At 71.0% G+C, this 16,333-nt stretch carries 11 protein-coding genes; 5 read left to right on the forward strand and 6 right to left on the reverse strand.

What is annotated here, in order from left to right:
• Positions 1-241 precede the first annotated feature (241 nt).
• The 5 genes from LHJ74_RS09315 to LHJ74_RS09335 all read left to right on the forward strand — a co-directional run bounded on the left by LHJ74_RS09315 (position 242) and on the right by LHJ74_RS09335 (position 6,432).
• A complete protein-coding gene (locus LHJ74_RS09315) occupies positions 242-1,993 on the forward strand; it encodes an NAD+ synthase (protein ID WP_260217415.1) in 1,752 nt (583 codons plus the stop codon).
• Positions 1,994-2,305: 312 nt separating this feature from the next.
• Positions 2,306-3,361 carry an endonuclease/exonuclease/phosphatase family protein gene (locus LHJ74_RS09320; RefSeq protein WP_260217416.1) on the forward strand — a complete coding sequence of 352 codons (1,056 nt, stop codon included), beginning with the start codon at positions 2,306-2,308 and terminating at the stop codon, positions 3,359-3,361.
• Positions 3,362-3,573: 212 nt separating this feature from the next.
• Positions 3,574-4,437, forward strand: coding sequence for a 3-methyl-2-oxobutanoate hydroxymethyltransferase (gene panB, locus LHJ74_RS09325; RefSeq protein ID WP_260217417.1), 864 nt, complete (start codon positions 3,574-3,576; stop codon positions 4,435-4,437).
• A gap of 124 nt (positions 4,438-4,561) precedes the next feature.
• Positions 4,562-5,578, forward strand: coding sequence for an ATP-binding cassette domain-containing protein (locus tag LHJ74_RS09330; protein ID WP_260217419.1), 1,017 nt, complete (start codon positions 4,562-4,564; stop codon positions 5,576-5,578).
• Positions 5,575-6,432, forward strand: coding sequence for an ABC transporter permease (locus LHJ74_RS09335; RefSeq protein WP_375546700.1), 858 nt, complete (start codon positions 5,575-5,577; stop codon positions 6,430-6,432). The genes LHJ74_RS09330 and LHJ74_RS09335 overlap by 4 nt, the downstream gene beginning before the upstream one ends.
• Positions 6,433-6,461: 29 nt before the next feature.
• Here LHJ74_RS09335 and LHJ74_RS09340 read toward each other — a convergent pair whose 3' ends face one another.
• The 6 genes from LHJ74_RS09340 to LHJ74_RS09365 form a co-directional block, all read right to left on the reverse strand.
• On the reverse strand, positions 6,462-9,815 hold the full coding sequence (locus LHJ74_RS09340) for an AfsR/SARP family transcriptional regulator (protein WP_260217421.1): 3,354 nt from the start codon (positions 9,813-9,815) through the stop codon (positions 6,462-6,464).
• Between the two features lie 35 nt (positions 9,816-9,850).
• Positions 9,851-10,240 (reverse strand): hypothetical protein, encoded by a 390-nt coding sequence (locus LHJ74_RS09345; protein WP_260217423.1) that lies wholly within the window; start codon positions 10,238-10,240, stop codon positions 9,851-9,853.
• On the reverse strand, positions 10,237-14,919 hold the full coding sequence (locus LHJ74_RS09350; RefSeq protein WP_260217424.1) for a putative T7SS-secreted protein: 4,683 nt from the start codon (positions 14,917-14,919) through the stop codon (positions 10,237-10,239). Before LHJ74_RS09350 ends, LHJ74_RS09345 begins: the two co-directional genes overlap by 4 nt.
• Positions 14,919-15,545 carry a hypothetical protein gene (locus LHJ74_RS09355; RefSeq protein WP_260217425.1) on the reverse strand — a complete coding sequence of 209 codons (627 nt, stop codon included), beginning with the start codon at positions 15,543-15,545 and terminating at the stop codon, positions 14,919-14,921. The genes LHJ74_RS09350 and LHJ74_RS09355 overlap by 1 nt, the downstream gene beginning before the upstream one ends.
• Positions 15,542-15,949, reverse strand: a complete 408-nt coding sequence (locus LHJ74_RS09360) for an SseB family protein (protein ID WP_260217426.1) — start codon at positions 15,947-15,949, stop codon at positions 15,542-15,544. Before LHJ74_RS09360 ends, LHJ74_RS09355 begins: the two co-directional genes overlap by 4 nt.
• A gap of 152 nt (positions 15,950-16,101) precedes the next feature.
• Entirely contained in the window at positions 16,102-16,332 is a 231-nt protein-coding gene (locus tag LHJ74_RS09365) for a hypothetical protein (protein WP_260217839.1), read from the reverse strand.
• Between the last annotated feature and the right edge of the window lies 1 nt (position 16,333).

Here is a 16,333-nt window from a genome sequence, read left to right on the forward strand (position 1 = left end):
CCACCCTGGACGCGCCGCCCGCAGGCCGAGTCGGAAGTCGGGGCGGCACCCAGACGGTCCATCAGGGCACGCAGGCGGCACCGGGAAGCCACGAGTGCCGGGGTCCGCGAGCTGACGGCGTCTCACCTCTTCTGGAGGGGCCGAGCCGGGGGCGGACCCGAGCCACCGGGCCCAGGGCCGGTGGCAGCACTCACACCGGCCGTCCCGCATATTGCGTCAGGAAGACGATTAGAGTGGAGGTGTGCCTCAACTACGTCTCGCCCTGAATCAGATCGACTCCACCGTCGGGGACCTCAGCGGGAACGCCGAATCCGTCCTGCACTGGACTCGGCACTCCGTCGAGCAGGGGGCGCATCTCGTCGCGTTCCCGGAGATGATGCTCACCGGCTACCCCGTCGAGGACCTGGCGCTGCGCGCCTCCTTCGTCGAGGCCAGCCGCGCCGCGCTCCGCGGTCTGGCGGAGCGGCTGGCGGCCGAGGGCTTCGGCGCGGTCCCGGTGATCCTGGGCTATCTCGACCGGGCCGAGCACGCACAGGAGCGGTTCGGCCAGCCCGCCGGCGCTCCGCAGAACGCCGCGGCGGTGCTGCACGGCGGCGAGGTGGTGCTGACCTTCGCCAAGCACCACCTCCCCAACTACGGCGTGTTCGACGAGTTCCGCTACTTCGTGCCCGGCGACACGCTGCCCGTCATCCGGGTGCACGGCGTCGATGTGGCCCTCGCCATCTGCGAGGACCTGTGGCAGGAGGGCGGCCGGGTCCCGGCGGCCCGTACGGCGGGCGCCGGACTGCTCGTCTCGGTCAACGCCTCCCCCTACGAGCGCGCCAAGGACGACACCCGGCTCGAACTGGTGCGCAAGCGCGCCCAGGAAGCGGGCTGCACCACGGCGTATCTGGCGATGATCGGCGGCCAGGACGAACTGGTCTTCGACGGCGACTCGATCGTCGTCGACCGCGACGGCGGGGTGATCGCACGGGCGCCGCAGTTCGAGGAGGGCTGCGTGGTGCTCGACCTGGAGCTGCCCGCGGCGGGCCCGGCGCCTTCCGGGACGGTGGACGACGGACTGCGGATCGAGCACGTCACCCTCTCCGCCGACCCGCTGGAGGCGTACGAGCCTGAGGTCACCGGGAGCGAGGCACCCCGGCTGGAGGACGAGGAAGAGGTCTACACGGCGCTCGTCGTCGGTCTGCGCGCCTACGCCGCCAAGAACGGCTTCCGTTCGGTGCTGATCGGCCTCTCCGGCGGCATCGACTCCGCGCTCACCGCCGCGATCGCCTGCGACGCGGTCGGTGCCGGGAACGTCTACGGCGTCTCGATGCCCTCCCGCTACTCCTCCGGGCACTCCCGCGAGGACGCGGCGGAGCTCGCGCGGCGTACGGGGCTGAACTTCCGTACCGTCCCGATCGGCCCGATGTTCGACAGCTACATGGAATCGCTCGGCCTCACCGGCCTGGCCGAGGAGAACCTCCAGGCCCGGCTGCGCGGCACCATGCTGATGGCGCTCTCCAACCAGGAGGGGCACATCGTGCTGGCACCGGGGAACAAGTCGGAGCTGGCCACCGGATACTCCACGCTCTACGGCGACTCCGTCGGCGCCTACGGCCCGATCAAGGACGTCTACAAGACGACCGTCTTCAAGCTGGCGAAGTGGCGCAACAAGGCCGCCGGCGAGCGCGGCCACACCCCGCCCATCCCGGAGAGCTCGATCACCAAGCCGCCCAGCGCCGAGCTCCGGCCGGAGCAGGCCGACTCCGACTCGCTGCCGGACTACGACGTCCTGGACAAAGTCCTGGAGCTGTATGTCGACCGTGACCGCGGCCGCGCCGAGATCATCGCACAGGGGTTCGACCCCGGGCTGGTCACCAGGGTCCTGGGGATGACGGACACCGCCGAGTACAAGCGCCGCCAGTACCCGCCGGGCACCAAGATCTCGCCGAAGGGCTTCGGCAAGGACCGCCGGCTCCCCGTCACCAACCGCTGGCGGGAGACGGGCTGAGCAGCTCGGAGGCTCTGCGGCCCACGCGCGGGCCCCGTCCGCCTCCTCCTGCTCAATGTGCGCGTTCTGTCACAGGGCGCACAGGAAGGGCCGGAACCGGAACCCGGGCCCCCGCACCGCTCGTCCTGTTCTCCAGTGCCGTGCCAAGGCGCCGAGCGGGGCGTTCATCTTGCCTGACACGGCACTCGTACGGCCTGGCATGATCAGGGTGACGAGCGGCAGCGACCGGCGGGCCGGTGCCCGCACCGCGCGGGCGGGTCCGCCTCTCACCTATCGTTCTCCAGGCGGCACCACGGGTAATGAGGACGGCGGATGGCACGGGTGTTCACGACGGAGACCGAGGAGACCGACGAGGCACGTCGGTCACGCTCCCGGGCGCCGGCCCGGCTACTGCGCCGGGCCTTCGGCGGCTGGGGCGGCGAGGAGGGCTGGCGCAGCGCCCGCACCTGGCGACGTGGCTGGGTGACGGCCGTGCTCGCCGTCTTCCTCGGGCTGGCCCTGATGCTGCACTCGGTGATCCCCAACACGATAGGCAACCTGGGCTCACTGTGGGAGACGTTCCTCCCCTGGGGCGGGTTGTTCATCCCCGTACTGCTGCTGATCGCACTCATCCGCCGGTCGGTCACGGCGCTGGCCGCGCTGCTGGTGCCCCTGATCGCCTGGCTGAGCCTGTTCGGCGGGCTCCTGACGGACCGGGGAAGCACCGGTGGCGACTTCACCGTGGTCACCCACAACGTCAACGCCGGAAACCCTGATCCGGTCGCCACCGCGCGACAGCTCAAGGGCTCGGGCGCGGACGTCATCGCGCTGGAGGAGATCGCGGGCCGCCGGATCAAGGTCTACGAGAGGGAACTGGCGGACGCCTACCCGTACCACGACGTACGGGGCACCGTCGGGATCTGGAGCGCGCATCCGCTGCGGGACTCCGAGCCGGTGGACATCGGCATGGGCTGGACGCGGGCGCTGCGCACCACGGTGGAGACCCCGCAGGGGCAGGTCGCGGTCTATGTGGCGCACCTGCCGTCGGTGCGGGTGCAGTTCCGCTCCGGGTTCACGGCGGGGCGGCGGGACGTCAGCGCCGAGATGCTCGGACAGCGGATCGAGGACGACCCCGTCCCGCGGCTGGTGCTGCTCGGTGACCTCAACGGCACGATGAACGACCGCGCGCTCGCGCCCGTCACCTCGCAGCTGCGCTCCACGCAGGGTGCGAGCGGAAGGGGCATGGGCTTCAGCTGGCCGGCCTCCTTCCCGATGGCGCGAATCGACCAGATCATGGTGAAGGGTCTGGAGCCTGCTTCGTCCTGGACGATGGAGCCGACGGGCAGCGACCACCTTCCGGTGGCGGCGTCCATGAACTTCCCGAAGTGACGGCGGTATCGGGACGGCGGCATCGGGACGGGCGGCATCGGTGAGCGCCGGACAGCTGTCACGCTTCGGGGGCACACCCCAGCGCTCTGTGACGGGCGGCTGCCGGCCGTCTGCCTCCCCTTCCCCCGCCGCGCCTGGCGTGCCAGCATGGTTGGGAGATCCGGGGACGCCGTAAGGGCGCCTCGAGACGTCGACTCTCAGGAGCATGTGCCATGACGCCTGCCCAGAACTCCCAGGGTTCCCAGAATTCCGTCAAGACGCTGTACGGAGGGGCCCAGAACCGCCGGGTCACCATCCGCGACCTCGCCGCCGCCAAGGAGCGCGGCGAGAAGTGGCCGATGCTCACGGCCTACGACGCGATGACGGCCTCCGTCTTCGACGAGTCGGGAATCCCCGTACTGCTCGTGGGCGACTCGATGGGCAACTGCCACCTCGGTTACGAGACGACCGTCCCGGTCACGATGGACGAGATGGCCATCCTGTCGGCCGCCGTCGTGCGGGGCACCAAGCGCCCGCTCATCGTCGCCGACCTGCCCTTCGGCTCGTACCAGGAAGGGCCCGCCCAGGCGCTGGGCAACGCGACCCGGCTGGTCAAGGAGTCGGGTGTGGGCGCGGTCAAGCTGGAGGGCGGCGAACGGTCACTGCCCCAGACGGAGCTGCTGACCTCCGCCGGGATACCGGTGATGTCGCATCTCGGCCTCACCCCGCAGTCCGTCAACTCCATGGGCTACCGCGTGCAGGGGCGCGGCGAGAGGGACGCGCACGAGCTGCTGCGGGACGCCAAGGCGGCGCAGGAGGCGGGCGCGTTCGCCGTGGTGCTGGAGATGGTGCCCGCCGGGGTGGGTGCGGAGATCACGCGCTCGCTGGAGATCCCCACCGTCGGCATCGGCGCCGGGCCCGACTGCGACGCGCAGGTGCTGGTCTGGACGGACATGGCCGGGCTGACCCCGGGCAAGCTGCCCCGCTTCGTGAAGCAGTACGCACAGCTGCGCGAGAGCCTCGGCGGGGCGGCGAAGGCGTTCGCCGGTGAGGTGACCGGCGGTACGTTCCCCAGCGAGGAGCACAGCTTCACCTGAGGCCCCCACTATGAGCTGACCGTGTGTGATTCGCGTCACTTTCCGGTCTCTGGACAGCCCGCCGACGCTCGCGTGTAGGCGGGCTGTCGGCCGTTTGTCGGTGGCGGCTGGCATCTTGTACTGCATGACGCGACAGAACACCACCGGCCACGGCAACAACGCCGTCGAAGTCCGCGGCCTGGTGAAGCATTTCGGGGACACCAAAGCAGTGGACGGCATAGACCTGGACGTGCGCGAGGGCACGGTCATGGGCGTACTCGGGCCGAACGGCGCGGGCAAGACGACCCTCGTACGCATACTCTCCACGCTGCTCCTGCCCGACAGCGGCAAGGCCACGGTCGCGGGGTACGACGTGGTGCGCCAGCCCCGGCAGCTCCGCCGGACGATGGGCCTGACCGGTCAGTACGCCTCGGTCGACGAGAAGCTCGCGGGCTGGGAGAACCTCTACATGATCGGGCGGCTGCTCGATTTCTCGCGGGACGGCGCCCGCAAGCGCGCCGACGAGATGCTGGAGCGCTTCTCGCTCACGGACGCCGCGAAGAAGCCCGTCATGCAGTACTCCGGCGGTATGCGGCGGCGGCTCGACCTGGCCGCCTCGCTGATCGGCCACCCGAAGGTGCTCTATCTGGACGAGCCCACCACCGGCCTGGACCCGCGGACGCGTAACGAGGTCTGGGAAGAGGTGAAGCGCATCGTCTCCGAGGGCAACACCGTGCTGCTCACCACGCAGTACATGGAGGAGGCCGAGCAGCTGGCCACCGAGCTGACGGTGATAGACCAGGGCAAGATCATCGCCGAGGGCAATGTCCCGGAGCTGAAGGCCAAGGTCGGCGGCCGGACCCTGGAGATCCGCCCCAGCGACACGGGTGAGCTGAACCGCATGGTCGGTGCCCTCGCCCAGGCCGGTCTCGACGGCCTGGCCGGCGCGACGGCCGACGAGGACAAGGGCGTCGTCACCGTCCCGATCATCAGCGATGAGCAGCTGACCGCCGTGGTGGGCCTGCTGGGTGAGCGCGGCTTCGCGATCTCCGACATCGCCACCCACCTGCCCAGCCTGGATGAGGTGTTCCTGGCCATCACCGGCCAGAAGGCCACCCACCAGGACGACGAGGAGACCAAGCTCAAGGAGGTAGCGGCGTGACAACCGCCACCGCTACAACCAAGGCACCCGACTCGGAACCCACCCCGCCGTCGCCCAAGCAGGGCGAGGACGAGGGCCGGATCGGGCTGCGCGCCAACCTGCGCCACATCGGCGCACTCGTGCGCCGTAACGCGCTGCAGATCAAGCAGGACCCGGAATCGATGATGGACGCATTGCTGATGCCCATCATCTTCACGCTGCTGTTCGTGTTCGTCTTCGGCGGCGCGATCGGTCCCGGCGGCGACCGCGACCAGTACACCAACTACCTGATGCCCGGCATGATGGCCATGATGGGCATGAACATCGCCATGGCGGTGGGCACCGGCATCAACGAGGACTTCCGCAAGGGTGTGATGGACCGCTTCCGGTCCATGCCCATCGCCCGGTCCTCGGTGCTGATCGCCAAGGTGGCGGTGGAGATCTGCCGCATGCTGATCGCCATAGTCGTGCTGCTGACGGTCGGCTTCCTGGTCGGCCTGGACATCGAAGGCCGGTGGCTGGAGATGCTGGCCGCGATCGGCCTGACCACGATCTTCGGCGCCTCACTGGTGTGGATCTTCATGCTGCTCGGTCTCACCATGCGCACCGCGCAGGCCGTGCAGGGCGTGTCGTTCCTGATCCTGATGCCGCTGCAGTTCGGTTCCTCGGTGTTCGTCCCGGTCGGCACCATGCCGGGCTGGCTGAAGGCGTTCACCGACGTCAATCCGCTCACCCATGTGGCGGATGCCTCGCGAGGGCTGATGCTCGGCGAGGGCGCGATCGCGAGCCCGGCGATGTGGACGGTCATCTGGGCCGTCGGCCTCACTGCGGTGGTGGCCCCCATCGCGATCAACAAGTTCCGCAAGAAGACCTGACGGGGGCGCCCCGGAAGGCACGCGTCGCGTCAGCTGAGCAGGGTGGCGGCCTCTTCGACGGAGAGGCCGCCACCCTCGCGGTGCAGCTCCTCGTACCGCTGCTCGCCCAGCGCTGCACTGGCGACGCGGGCGGCACGCCCGCGGCTCTCCCGGGCGGCGAGAGTCCCCGAGCCGAGCGGCACCTCCTGCACGTCGAACGCGCCGAGCAGTCGCGCCGCATCAGCGTGCCGGCCGAGCTCCGCGAGCGCCTCAGCCGCGGACGCCAGCTGCCAGACGGTGAGCTGCGGGGCGACGAACTGGGTCAGCGGATCCTCGCGCGTCACCGTCACGGCCGTCAGGAACTTGGGCAGCGATTCCTGCGGTCTGCCCGCACGCACGTCCAGCCAGCCGTCCACCCCGGCGAGCATGCCGAAGAAGAGCGGGGGTGCCACGCCTTGGAGTTTCTCCCGCAGCACGGCGAGATGCTGCCTGGCCTCGTCGGTCCGGCCCACCCGGCCGAGGCGGAGCGCCAGCCCGACCCGCGCGAAGTGCCCCGCGTCCCCGCCCGAGCGTTCGCCGTCCTCGACCGCCTGGTAGAGCATGCGTTCGCCGTCCTCGCCCTGCTCGCCGATGTCCTCCTCGGAGTCCAGCAGCGCCCCGGCCAGCCGGGCCCGCAGCATCGGCACCTGGGCATGGGCGCCCAGCTCCTCCGCGATGGCGGCGGCCCGCCGGTAGTCGGCCGCCGCGCCGGCCAGGTCACCACGTCTCTCGCGCGTTTCGCCGCGGCCCGCGAGTGCCTCGGCGACTCCCCACTGGTCCCCGATCCGCGTGAAGATCTCCAGACTCTCGTCGGCGTCGAGGGCGGCACGGTCGAGTGCGTCGGTCCGGTCGTTGAGCACCTTGCTCCGCAGCTGGAGCACTGCGGCCAGTGCCCAGTCGTCGCCCAGTTCGCGGGTGCCGCTCACGGCGGCGTTCAGGATCTCGCCGAGCCGCGCGTAGTCGCCCAGCAGGATCATCGCGAAGAACCAGGAGATTCCGGGCGGGCGGCAGACCTGCGGCTGGCCGGGCTGGTAGGTCTGCGACAGAGCCTCGAGCCTCTCCCGCATCTCGGGCGAGTTGATCACGATCATGTCGGGCTGGGTGCTGGCGAAATGGATGAGCCACGCGCCGCGTCGGGCCTCCTCCAGCTGCTCGGGCGGCATCGGAGGCGGCCTGTCGGTGCAGCGCTCCCGCAGCGAGGGAGCAGGCTTGCCGGGCGGCAGGAAGGGGTGGGGGCCGAGGTTCAGCGCGGCCTGCGACCACATGCTCGCGTCCGAACGGTGCCCGCGCAGCTCCCAGAACCAGTGCAGCGACAGCACCAGGCAGAACGCCTCCTGCTCGTCGTGGGCGGTCACCGCCCACCGCAGCGCGGTGCGCAGGTTGTCGTGTTCCCGCTCCAGCCGCTCCAGATGCTCGCGCTGGCCGGGGCCGCGCAGCAACGGGTCAGTGGTGCGGGCGAGTTCGCGGTAGGCGACAAGATGCCGCCGCTCGGTGGCCGGCCGCTCGGCCGCCTCGTCCAGCCGCTCGGCCGCGTATTCGCCCACCGTCTCCAGCAGCCGGTAGCGCATCGCGCCGTCCCCCGCCGGGGCAGCCACCACCAGCGACTTGTCGACAAGTGCGCCGAGCAGCGCGGGGATGTCACGCGGGTCGACGGGCGTGCAGCCCGCCGGGTCGGCGCAGACCTCCTCGGCCTGGGCCAGCCCGCAGCCGCCGGAGAAGACGGCGAGCCTGCGCAGCACCGCCCGCTCGGCATCGTCCAGCAGATCCCAGGACCAGTCGACGACCGCGCGCAGCGCCTGCTGCCGGGGCAGGACGGTGCGGCTGCCGCCGGTCAGCAGCCGGAAGCGGTCGTCGAGCCGGTCGGCGAGCTGGCGCGGGGTGAGCGAGCGCAGCCGGGCGGCGGCCAGCTCGATGGCGAGCGGCAGTCCGTCCAGCCTGCGGCAGATCTCCGCGCACGCCTCCAAGTCCTCCTCGACCCGGAATCCGGCGCGGGCGGACCCGCCCCGGTCGGCGAGCAGCCGCAGCGCCACCGGATCGGGCAGCGGCTCCACCGGCCGCACCCGCTCCCCCGGCACGCCGAGCGGCTCCCGGCTGGTGGCCAGGACGGTGACGCGTGGGCACTCCGTCAGCAGGGTCTCCACCAGCCGGGCCGCCGCGTCGATCACATGCTCACAGTTGTCCAGTACGAGCAGCATCCGCCGGGCGGCGCACCGTTCGGCGAGCTGGGCGAGCGGGTCGAGTGCGTGGGGGTCGGTGGCGGCACGCAGCCCCTCGGCCGTCGTGCCCCGGATGACCGTCTCCCGGCCGCCGAGTGCGGTGAGCACGGCCTCGGCGAGAGCCTCCGGGTCGCGGACGGGCGCCAGTTCGGCGAGCCAGACGCCGTCGGGCCATGCGCTGCCCAGGGCTTCGGCGGCCTCCTGGGAGAGCCGGGTCTTCCCGGCGCCGCCGGGGCCGAGCAGGGTGACGAGCCGGGCACCGGACAGGTCGCCGCGGAGGGCCTCCACGTCCGTCTCGCGTCCGACGAAGGAGGTGAGCCGTGCGCGGAGGTTGCCGGGACGGACGGATCCTGCCGGGTCCTGCCCCGTCGGGTGCGCTGTGGCGTCGGGGGCGCCGGAGGTGCCGAGCAGCTCCCCGTGCAGGGCCCGCAGTTCAGGCCCGGGGTCGGTGCCCAGGCGGTCCGCGAAGGTGACCCGTACCTCCTCGTAGGCGGCCAGTGCCTCCGCCTGGCGGCCGGTGTCCCGCAGCGCCCGCAGATACAGCGCCCACAGCGGCTCGTCCAGCGGGTGCGCCGTGGCCAGCTCGCGCAGTGCGGGCAGTGCCGTTTCGGCGCGGCCAAGTGCGCATTCCGCCTCCAGCCTGCTGCGCCGCGCGGCAAGCTGCCGGGCCTGTGCCCGTGCGGCCACCGTGTCGCCGTCGGGCAGATCCGCCAGCGCGGGCCCGCGCCACAGCGCCAGCGCGTCGTCCAGTTGTTCGACCGCCTTGCCCGGATCGCCGTCCGCCAGGGCCTGTGCGCCCTCGTCGGCAAGCCGCTCGAAACGGAAGAGATCGATGTCGTCCCGTTCGGCCACCAGCTGGTAGCCGCCCGCGCCGGAGGCGACCGCCTCGCGGCCCAGCGCCCGCCGCAACCGTCCCACCAGGGCCTGGAGGGCGGCGAGTTCGTCGGTCGGCGGTTCCTCATCAGCCGCCCATACCTCGCTCACGAGCGTGTCCGTACGGACCGGGCGTCCTCCGGCCACCGCCAGCGCTGTCAGCAGCGCGCGCAGCCGTGCCCCACCGAGCGGCACCGAAGTGCCGTCCGCGCGAAGTGCCTGCGTAGTCCCCAGAACGCGATACCGGTAGCGCACCTGTTCATACTGCCAGGTCACGACTGGCCGGGCGCTAAGGGCTGTCCGCTCTGCCCTCACCCGGCGCCGGTCTGCCGCAGCGTCCAGCCCGGCCTCTCCCGGATTCTGCGCAGCACTTCCGGGTAGTCCAGCAGGTCCCCGTAATTGGTGTCCACGATTCCCCTGGCATCGGCCAGGCAGCGCCCCAGGAGGGCCCGCGCGCAATCCATGTTCTGGTATTCGATGAGCAGCGGTTCGAATTCTCCCAGCCGCTCCCGGATCTCCCGCAGTTCGTCCTCGTCGTAGTCCTGGAGAACGGATCCGCTGGTCCCGACACCGAACACGCAGTCACCGAGTGTGAAATACCGGAAGTGCTCGTCACCCGTGATCTCGTCGAGCGCGAGAATGCGGCCCTGCACCCCTGCGGCGTCCTCCTGGGCGGTCAGCAGGACAAAGGTGTCTCTCACGGTGCGATGACTCCCATCAGTGTTTCCTTGTCGCGGGTGACCATGATGCCCGCCTCTTCCAGGGAGCGGACCACGCTCCCCTTGCCCGTCGGCAGATAGACGATCACCGGCCGGTCGGTGAGTGCCTGGGTTCGCAGCGCCTGGTCCAGCGCGCCCTTCCCGCCGCCGCTCTTCACCTGGATCACGGCGTTCTCGGTGACCAGGTCGAAGTCTGTCAGCGGCTTTCCGTCCGGGCCCATGATCTCGATCCCCTCCGCCTTCACGTGACCGGGATACCGGGCATGGATTTCGTCCGCCAGCTCCGGGACGATCGGGTCGTCCCCCTTGCCCACGATCCAGGGCCGGCAGGGGGTGAGTCCCTGCGGGTCGGTCCACGCGTGCGGGTTCCGTACATAGGCGGCCGGGTTCGGGGCCGCGGCGAGGCCCAGCGGGTCCGGGCTGGTGTAGCGGGCCGTCTCGGGGTCGTAGTAGCGGTGGAAGTTGTAGTGGAGGCCGGTCTCCGGGTCGTGGTACTGGCCGGGGAAGCGCAGCGGGGTGTAGGCGGTGGCGTCCCGGTTCCAGGTGGTGGTGCCCCACAGAGTGCGCTGGGTGTGCCAGGCGATGCCGCCGCTCTCGTCGACCAGCTCGGTCGGGGTGCCGACCAGGTCGGTGACGATCGCGAAGAAGCGGGAGTCGATCTCGGTCTGCGAGGCGGCGTCGCAGAGGCGTTCGGTCTGGCAGAGCGGTGTGAGCCCGTCGTGGTCCCAGGTGAGGGTCACCGGGTGGAGCAGGCCGGGTGCGGTGGTCGTCTGTTCGACGAGGGTGGGGCCGTCCCAGGTGAAGTCGACCTGCTCGGCGACCTGTTCCGAGCTGTCGAGCCGCTGCTTGGCGGTACGGCGGCCGAGCGCGTCATAGCGGTACCGCCACACCGTGCCGTCGGGGGTCACCACCTGCGTCAGGCGGTCCTCCGCGTCCCAGCGGTACCGCCAGGTGTCCGGCTTCTTGGACAGCCGCGCCTTCTGCCGCAGGACGATGCGGCCCGCCTCGTCGTACTCGTAGCGGACCTTCCCGGCCGTATGGACCCGGGTACCGGTGTAGCTGCGCGCCCCCCGGGCCTCCGGCGAGGGGTGCCGGCCAGGCCAGTCCGCATGCGTTTGGTTGCCCGCCTCGTCATACGCGTACGACTCGCTCCAGCCGGCCGCGTGCACCGCGGTCACCCGGCCCGCCAGGTCCAGTTCGAAGCTGCGGTCGCCCCCCAGCTTGTCGGTCAGGGCGGTCAGATGGCCGTCCGGCCGGTAGCTGTACGACCGCCGCTGGAGCGTGCCGGTGTCCTCACCGGTCAGAGCCTGGCTCGTCAGGGTCTGACCGGTCAGCCGCCCCACCGGGTCCCAGTCCTGCTGGAGCGTGGTGCCCGGCCCGATGCTGCGCTCGGTCTCACGGCCCGCGGCATCGTGGGTGAAGCCGAGCGTGTGGCCGGAGGCGGTCAGCGTGGTGCGGTTGCCCGCCAGGTCGTAGCCGAAGGTGGAGACCGCACCGCTGGGGGTGACCCGACGGGTGCGGCGGCCCGCGGGGTCGTAGGAGTGGTTCAGCACCCTGCCGTTGACGAGTTCCGACTTGACACGGCCGAGCTTGTCACGGTGGTAGCGGAGTTCGGCGTCGGGGCCGAGGGCCTCGGTGAGCCGTCCGGCGGGGTCGTAGCCGTAGGTGGTGACATGGCCGTCCACGTCCTTGCGAACGATCCGGCCCTGGATGTCCCGCGCGAAGGAGACCGTCTGGCCCGCCGGGTTGGTGCGGCTGACCAGCTGTCCGGCCGCGTCATGGGCGTACGTCAGCGTGCGGCCGTCGAAGTCCGTCTCGGACACCGGCCTGCCCGCCTCGTCGTATACGTAACTCCACGTCAGGCCCTGCGGGTTGGTGACGCCGGTCAGGCGCAGATCGGTGTCGTGGTCGAACTCGTAGCGCGTACCGTCCGGATCGGTGCGGGCGGCGAGCAGGTCGAAGTGCGTGTACTCGTAGGAGGTCACGCCGCCCGAAGCGTCCACGTGCTGGACGCAGTTGCCCTCCCCGTCATGGGTCCAGCGCTGCTCGGCACCGTCCGGATCGGTGCGGCGGGTGAGTCTGCCCTCCGCCGACCACTCCAGCCGGGTGACGGCGCCCCGCGGATCGGTCAGCGCGGTGACATGGCCGAACGCGTCCCGTGCGTAGCGGGTGACCCCGCCTCCCGGGTCGGTCACCTCGACGGGCAGCCCGGCCGCGTCGCAGCGGACCCGGGTCTCCGCGCCCGACGGGTCCTTGACCGAACTCAGGTGGCCGAGCCCGTCGTAGCCGTACCGCGTCACCCTGCCCGAGGGATCGGTGAGCGTGGTGCGGTTCCCGTACGCGTCGTACGTAAGGGCCCACCGCGCGCCGTCCGCCCCGGCTGCGGAGACGGGCAGACCGAGCGCGTTGTACTCCATCGCCAAGGAGCACCCGTCCGGCCGGGTGACGCCGGAGAGCCGCCCCTCCTCGTCGTAGTGGAAGCGGGTCGTACGGCCCAGCGCGTCGGTGCGCGAGAGGACCCGGCCCCGGTGGTCACGGCGGGTGCGGACCACAGCGCCGGTCGGGTCGTACGCGGCGATCACCTGGCTGCGGTCGTTGATCACATAGCGGCTGACCCGGCCCCGCACGGTGGTGACCGTGGTGACCCGGTGACCGGTCGACGGGTCCGCCGCCCCGTAGCCGATGCGTACCTGGAGGTGGCCCGCGGTGCCGCCCTCCGCGATGCACCGGTCGCGGTTGTCGTACACGTAGTCATAGCGCCGGCCGTTGGTGTCCGTCCAGGCGATCACCCGGTGCTCGTCGTCGTAGTCGAAGCGCAGCGGCAGGCCCGAGGAGCGGACGACCTCGGTCAGGTTCCCGTCCGTGTAGCCGTAGCGGACCAGCTCCCGCTCCTCCAGATGCAGCGCGGTGATCCGGCCGTCCTGGGTGGTCAGCCGCAGGCGACGACCCGAGCTGTGCACGATGCCGGAGGGTGCGCCGGTCTCGTCGTACTCGAAGTCGATCCGGTGCCCGTTGCGGTCGCTGATCTGTTCCAGCCGGGCCTCACCGTCGGCGCCGCCCGCTCCGCCGCGCGCCTCGCCGCCGGTGCCGTCGTCGTCCGGGGCGCGGAAAAGCCAGGTACGGCCGCTGTCCGGATCGCTCAGCGTGTAGTCGCCTTCCGGTGTGCGCTCCAGCGGCAGCCGGGGCCCGCTCTCCGGCAGGGTCGGCACGCCCGGCGCGGGATGCGGGTAGGCCAGCAGCAGCCCGTCCGCCGTCACCAGGACCACGCCACGGGAGTCGATCTCCAGCCGCTGGTCCGCTGTCGAGGACCAGGACGGGCCGAACCAGCGCCCGGCCCGGTAGCCGGAGTCCAGCCGTCGTGCGAAGACGAGTGGCAACGCGCCTGACAGCGTCACGTCCGTCTGCGGGAGATACATACGGCCGGTCGCCAGGTCCACCGGGTCGGTGCCGCCGGACTCCCGGTCAGCGTCCGGCCGGTCGTTCGTTCCGGGGCTGTCCTTGTCCAACTGGCTGCGCCCGGGCGGGCCGTCGTCGGCGTGCCGGCCCACGGTGGCGGTTTTCTTGGCGGCCCCCAGCCCCTTGGTCCCCAGCAACTCCGGGAGCAGTCGGCCGACTCCCTCGGCGGGGTCCTGCTTGAAGGTGTCCCACATGTTCTGGGCGGTGCCCACCGGGTCGTTGGCCACCTGCACGAGACCGGTGACGGTGCTGTTCAAGTTGGTGAGGTACTCGGCCGGGTGGGTCACGTTGTACGGGTCCGTCGGGTTCACGCTGCGGACGAAGCTGACCAGGCCCGCACTCCCCTTGATGACGCCGCCCAAGGCGTGCGACACGTCCAGCCCCACACCGGTGAGCCCGTCCTGCACCTGTTCCGAGTAAGAGGGCTTCGCCGGTGCCTCGTCCCGGGCCTCGCTCACCGCCGTCTCCGCGGTGGTGCGGGCCGTGTTCCGCTGGGTCCGGGCCTCCTTCAGAATCTCCTCGGCCTCATTTCGCCCTGCGATTCCGGGGTCCTTGAACTCTCCCGGCTGCACCGGCCGTGTCCCCGGGTCCTCCCCGGCGCGTGCCTTGGCGTTGTAGGTCTCGGCGGCGGTCGTGTACTCGTCCACCTTGGTGTTGTGGGCGGTGCGGGCCTCCTCGGACTCCTTCTTCGCCGCCTTGTACTTCTCTATCGCGGTCTTCGCCCGGCCCTGTGCCCACTCGACGGTGTCGGCGAAGTCGCCAAGTGCCTTGGACGCCTTCTCGCAGGCTCCGGCCGCCTTGAACCACTTCTTCGGCTCGATCGAGACCTTCTCCCGGAAGGTGTCTGCCGCCTTCCCCTTCAACTGGTCCGACTCCAGGCCCTTCAGACCGTTCCCGACCTTGTTGAAGGCGTTCTTGAAGTCCTTGAGATGGCTGGAGTTGGAGCGCAGCGTGGAGACGCTGCCGTGGATGAGCTTCTTGGGGTCCTCCGTCTGGCCCAGCTGCATCTCGCCGACGTCCGCGCCCAGCACGTTGGCCGCCGAATCCGAGGTCTCCCGGACCCAGTCGGCGCCGCTCTCCCAGCCGACGTCTTCCAGCCGGTCCGCCGACCAGTCACCGAAGTCGTCGACACCCTCGCCGACGACCTCGGCACCGTCCTCGAAGAAGTCCTCCACCGGGTCGGGGATGAAGTCGCCGATCCCCATCAGCCGGTCCCCTCCTGCGCGGCGCGCTCCTCCGGAGACGGCCCGTAGACGTCGTCCACCATCTGGTCGAACCGCTCCTGATCGATGCCCAGCGCGTCGTTCATCTGCTCGGCCTGGTCACCGCCGCGCCCCTCGGTGAGCAGCGCGCGTCCGGTGTCCTTCCAGTCCTGCTCGATGTCCTGCCCGGCCTGATCCCAGGACTCGCCGCTGTAGTCCGGCGCGTCCGGCGTCAGGAGGCCGCCCCAGTTCTGCTGGGTGACCTCCTCCTCCGTCGCGTGCGGGTTGCCCACCAGGGAGTTCACCCCGATCTTGAAGGTGCCGTCCCAGTACTGGTCCTCCGACCAGATCATGCCCGCTGCCAGGCCCAGCCGCTGCGCGATCGCATTGGCGTCCTGCACCAGCGCACGGACCCCCCACTCCCAACGCTCGCAGTAGTCCTCGAAGTTGTCGGCCAGACCGCCCCCGCCCGCCTCCATCCCCGTCATGGCCATCGACTCGAAGCCGCTGCCCTGCAACGCCCCGGTGCTGGTCCCGATCTCCTTGAGCTCACCCATGGCCGCGTTCAGCCCCTTGGTGATCAAGTCCAGCGAGGTCGGGCTGATGTTCAGATCGCCGTCGGCGCTCATCGCACGGCCTGCCCGGCGAGTCCGGGCTCCGCGTCGACGGCCACCGCGTCCGGCACGATCCCCCTTGCCGGGGGGAACAGCATGGCCCCGTCGGCGTCGGCGACGTTCACGGCCACCCCGGCGGGCCGGTCCAAGGAGGGGACGACCGTGTCCAGCAACCGCGCGCCCAGCACGGACTCGTACCCGCGCGGCTGGTCGGGCATCGCTGTGCGGGCGAGTGCGAAGCGTGCCAGCGCGGCCTCGTCCGTGAACGCGTAGATCCACCGCACCCCGCCGTACACAGCCGTCGTCAGACCACCGTCCGTTACGGGAACCAGTACGGCGGCCCGCCGGAACTCCCCCACCAGCGCCCGCGGGTCACCCGTCCCGGCGCGCCTCGCCGCGATTTCGTCTGCCAGCTCCACCGCGAACCCCCGGTAGTTCGTTTTCGGCCATCGGCACCCAAGGTAGCCACGGCTTGGGAGATATCCGCAGGTCTGGGGATGTCTGTTGCACGATTGACGAACTGACCGCACCTGGCGCGGACACGCACACGGCGTCCGCCCGAGCGCGAGAGCTACCGCGGGTCGACCCGCGCGGCTCGGGAGCGGCGCAGGTAGTACAAGGCCATGTTGGAGGTGAGCCCGGCCAGCAGCAGCCAGACGACGCCCAGCCAGCTGCCGTTGACGAAGGAGATCACCGAGGCGACCACGGCGAGCACGCAGAGGACCGTGACGTAGAGGGCGATACCACGAGGAAGGCGGGACGACGGCCGGGACGACGGCGACGACAGCGGGGCGGCGGGCATG

Origin of the sequence: Streptomyces gossypii, assembly GCF_025165795.1 — a bacterium.
GTDB lineage: Bacteria > Actinomycetota > Actinomycetes > Streptomycetales > Streptomycetaceae > Streptomyces > Streptomyces gossypii.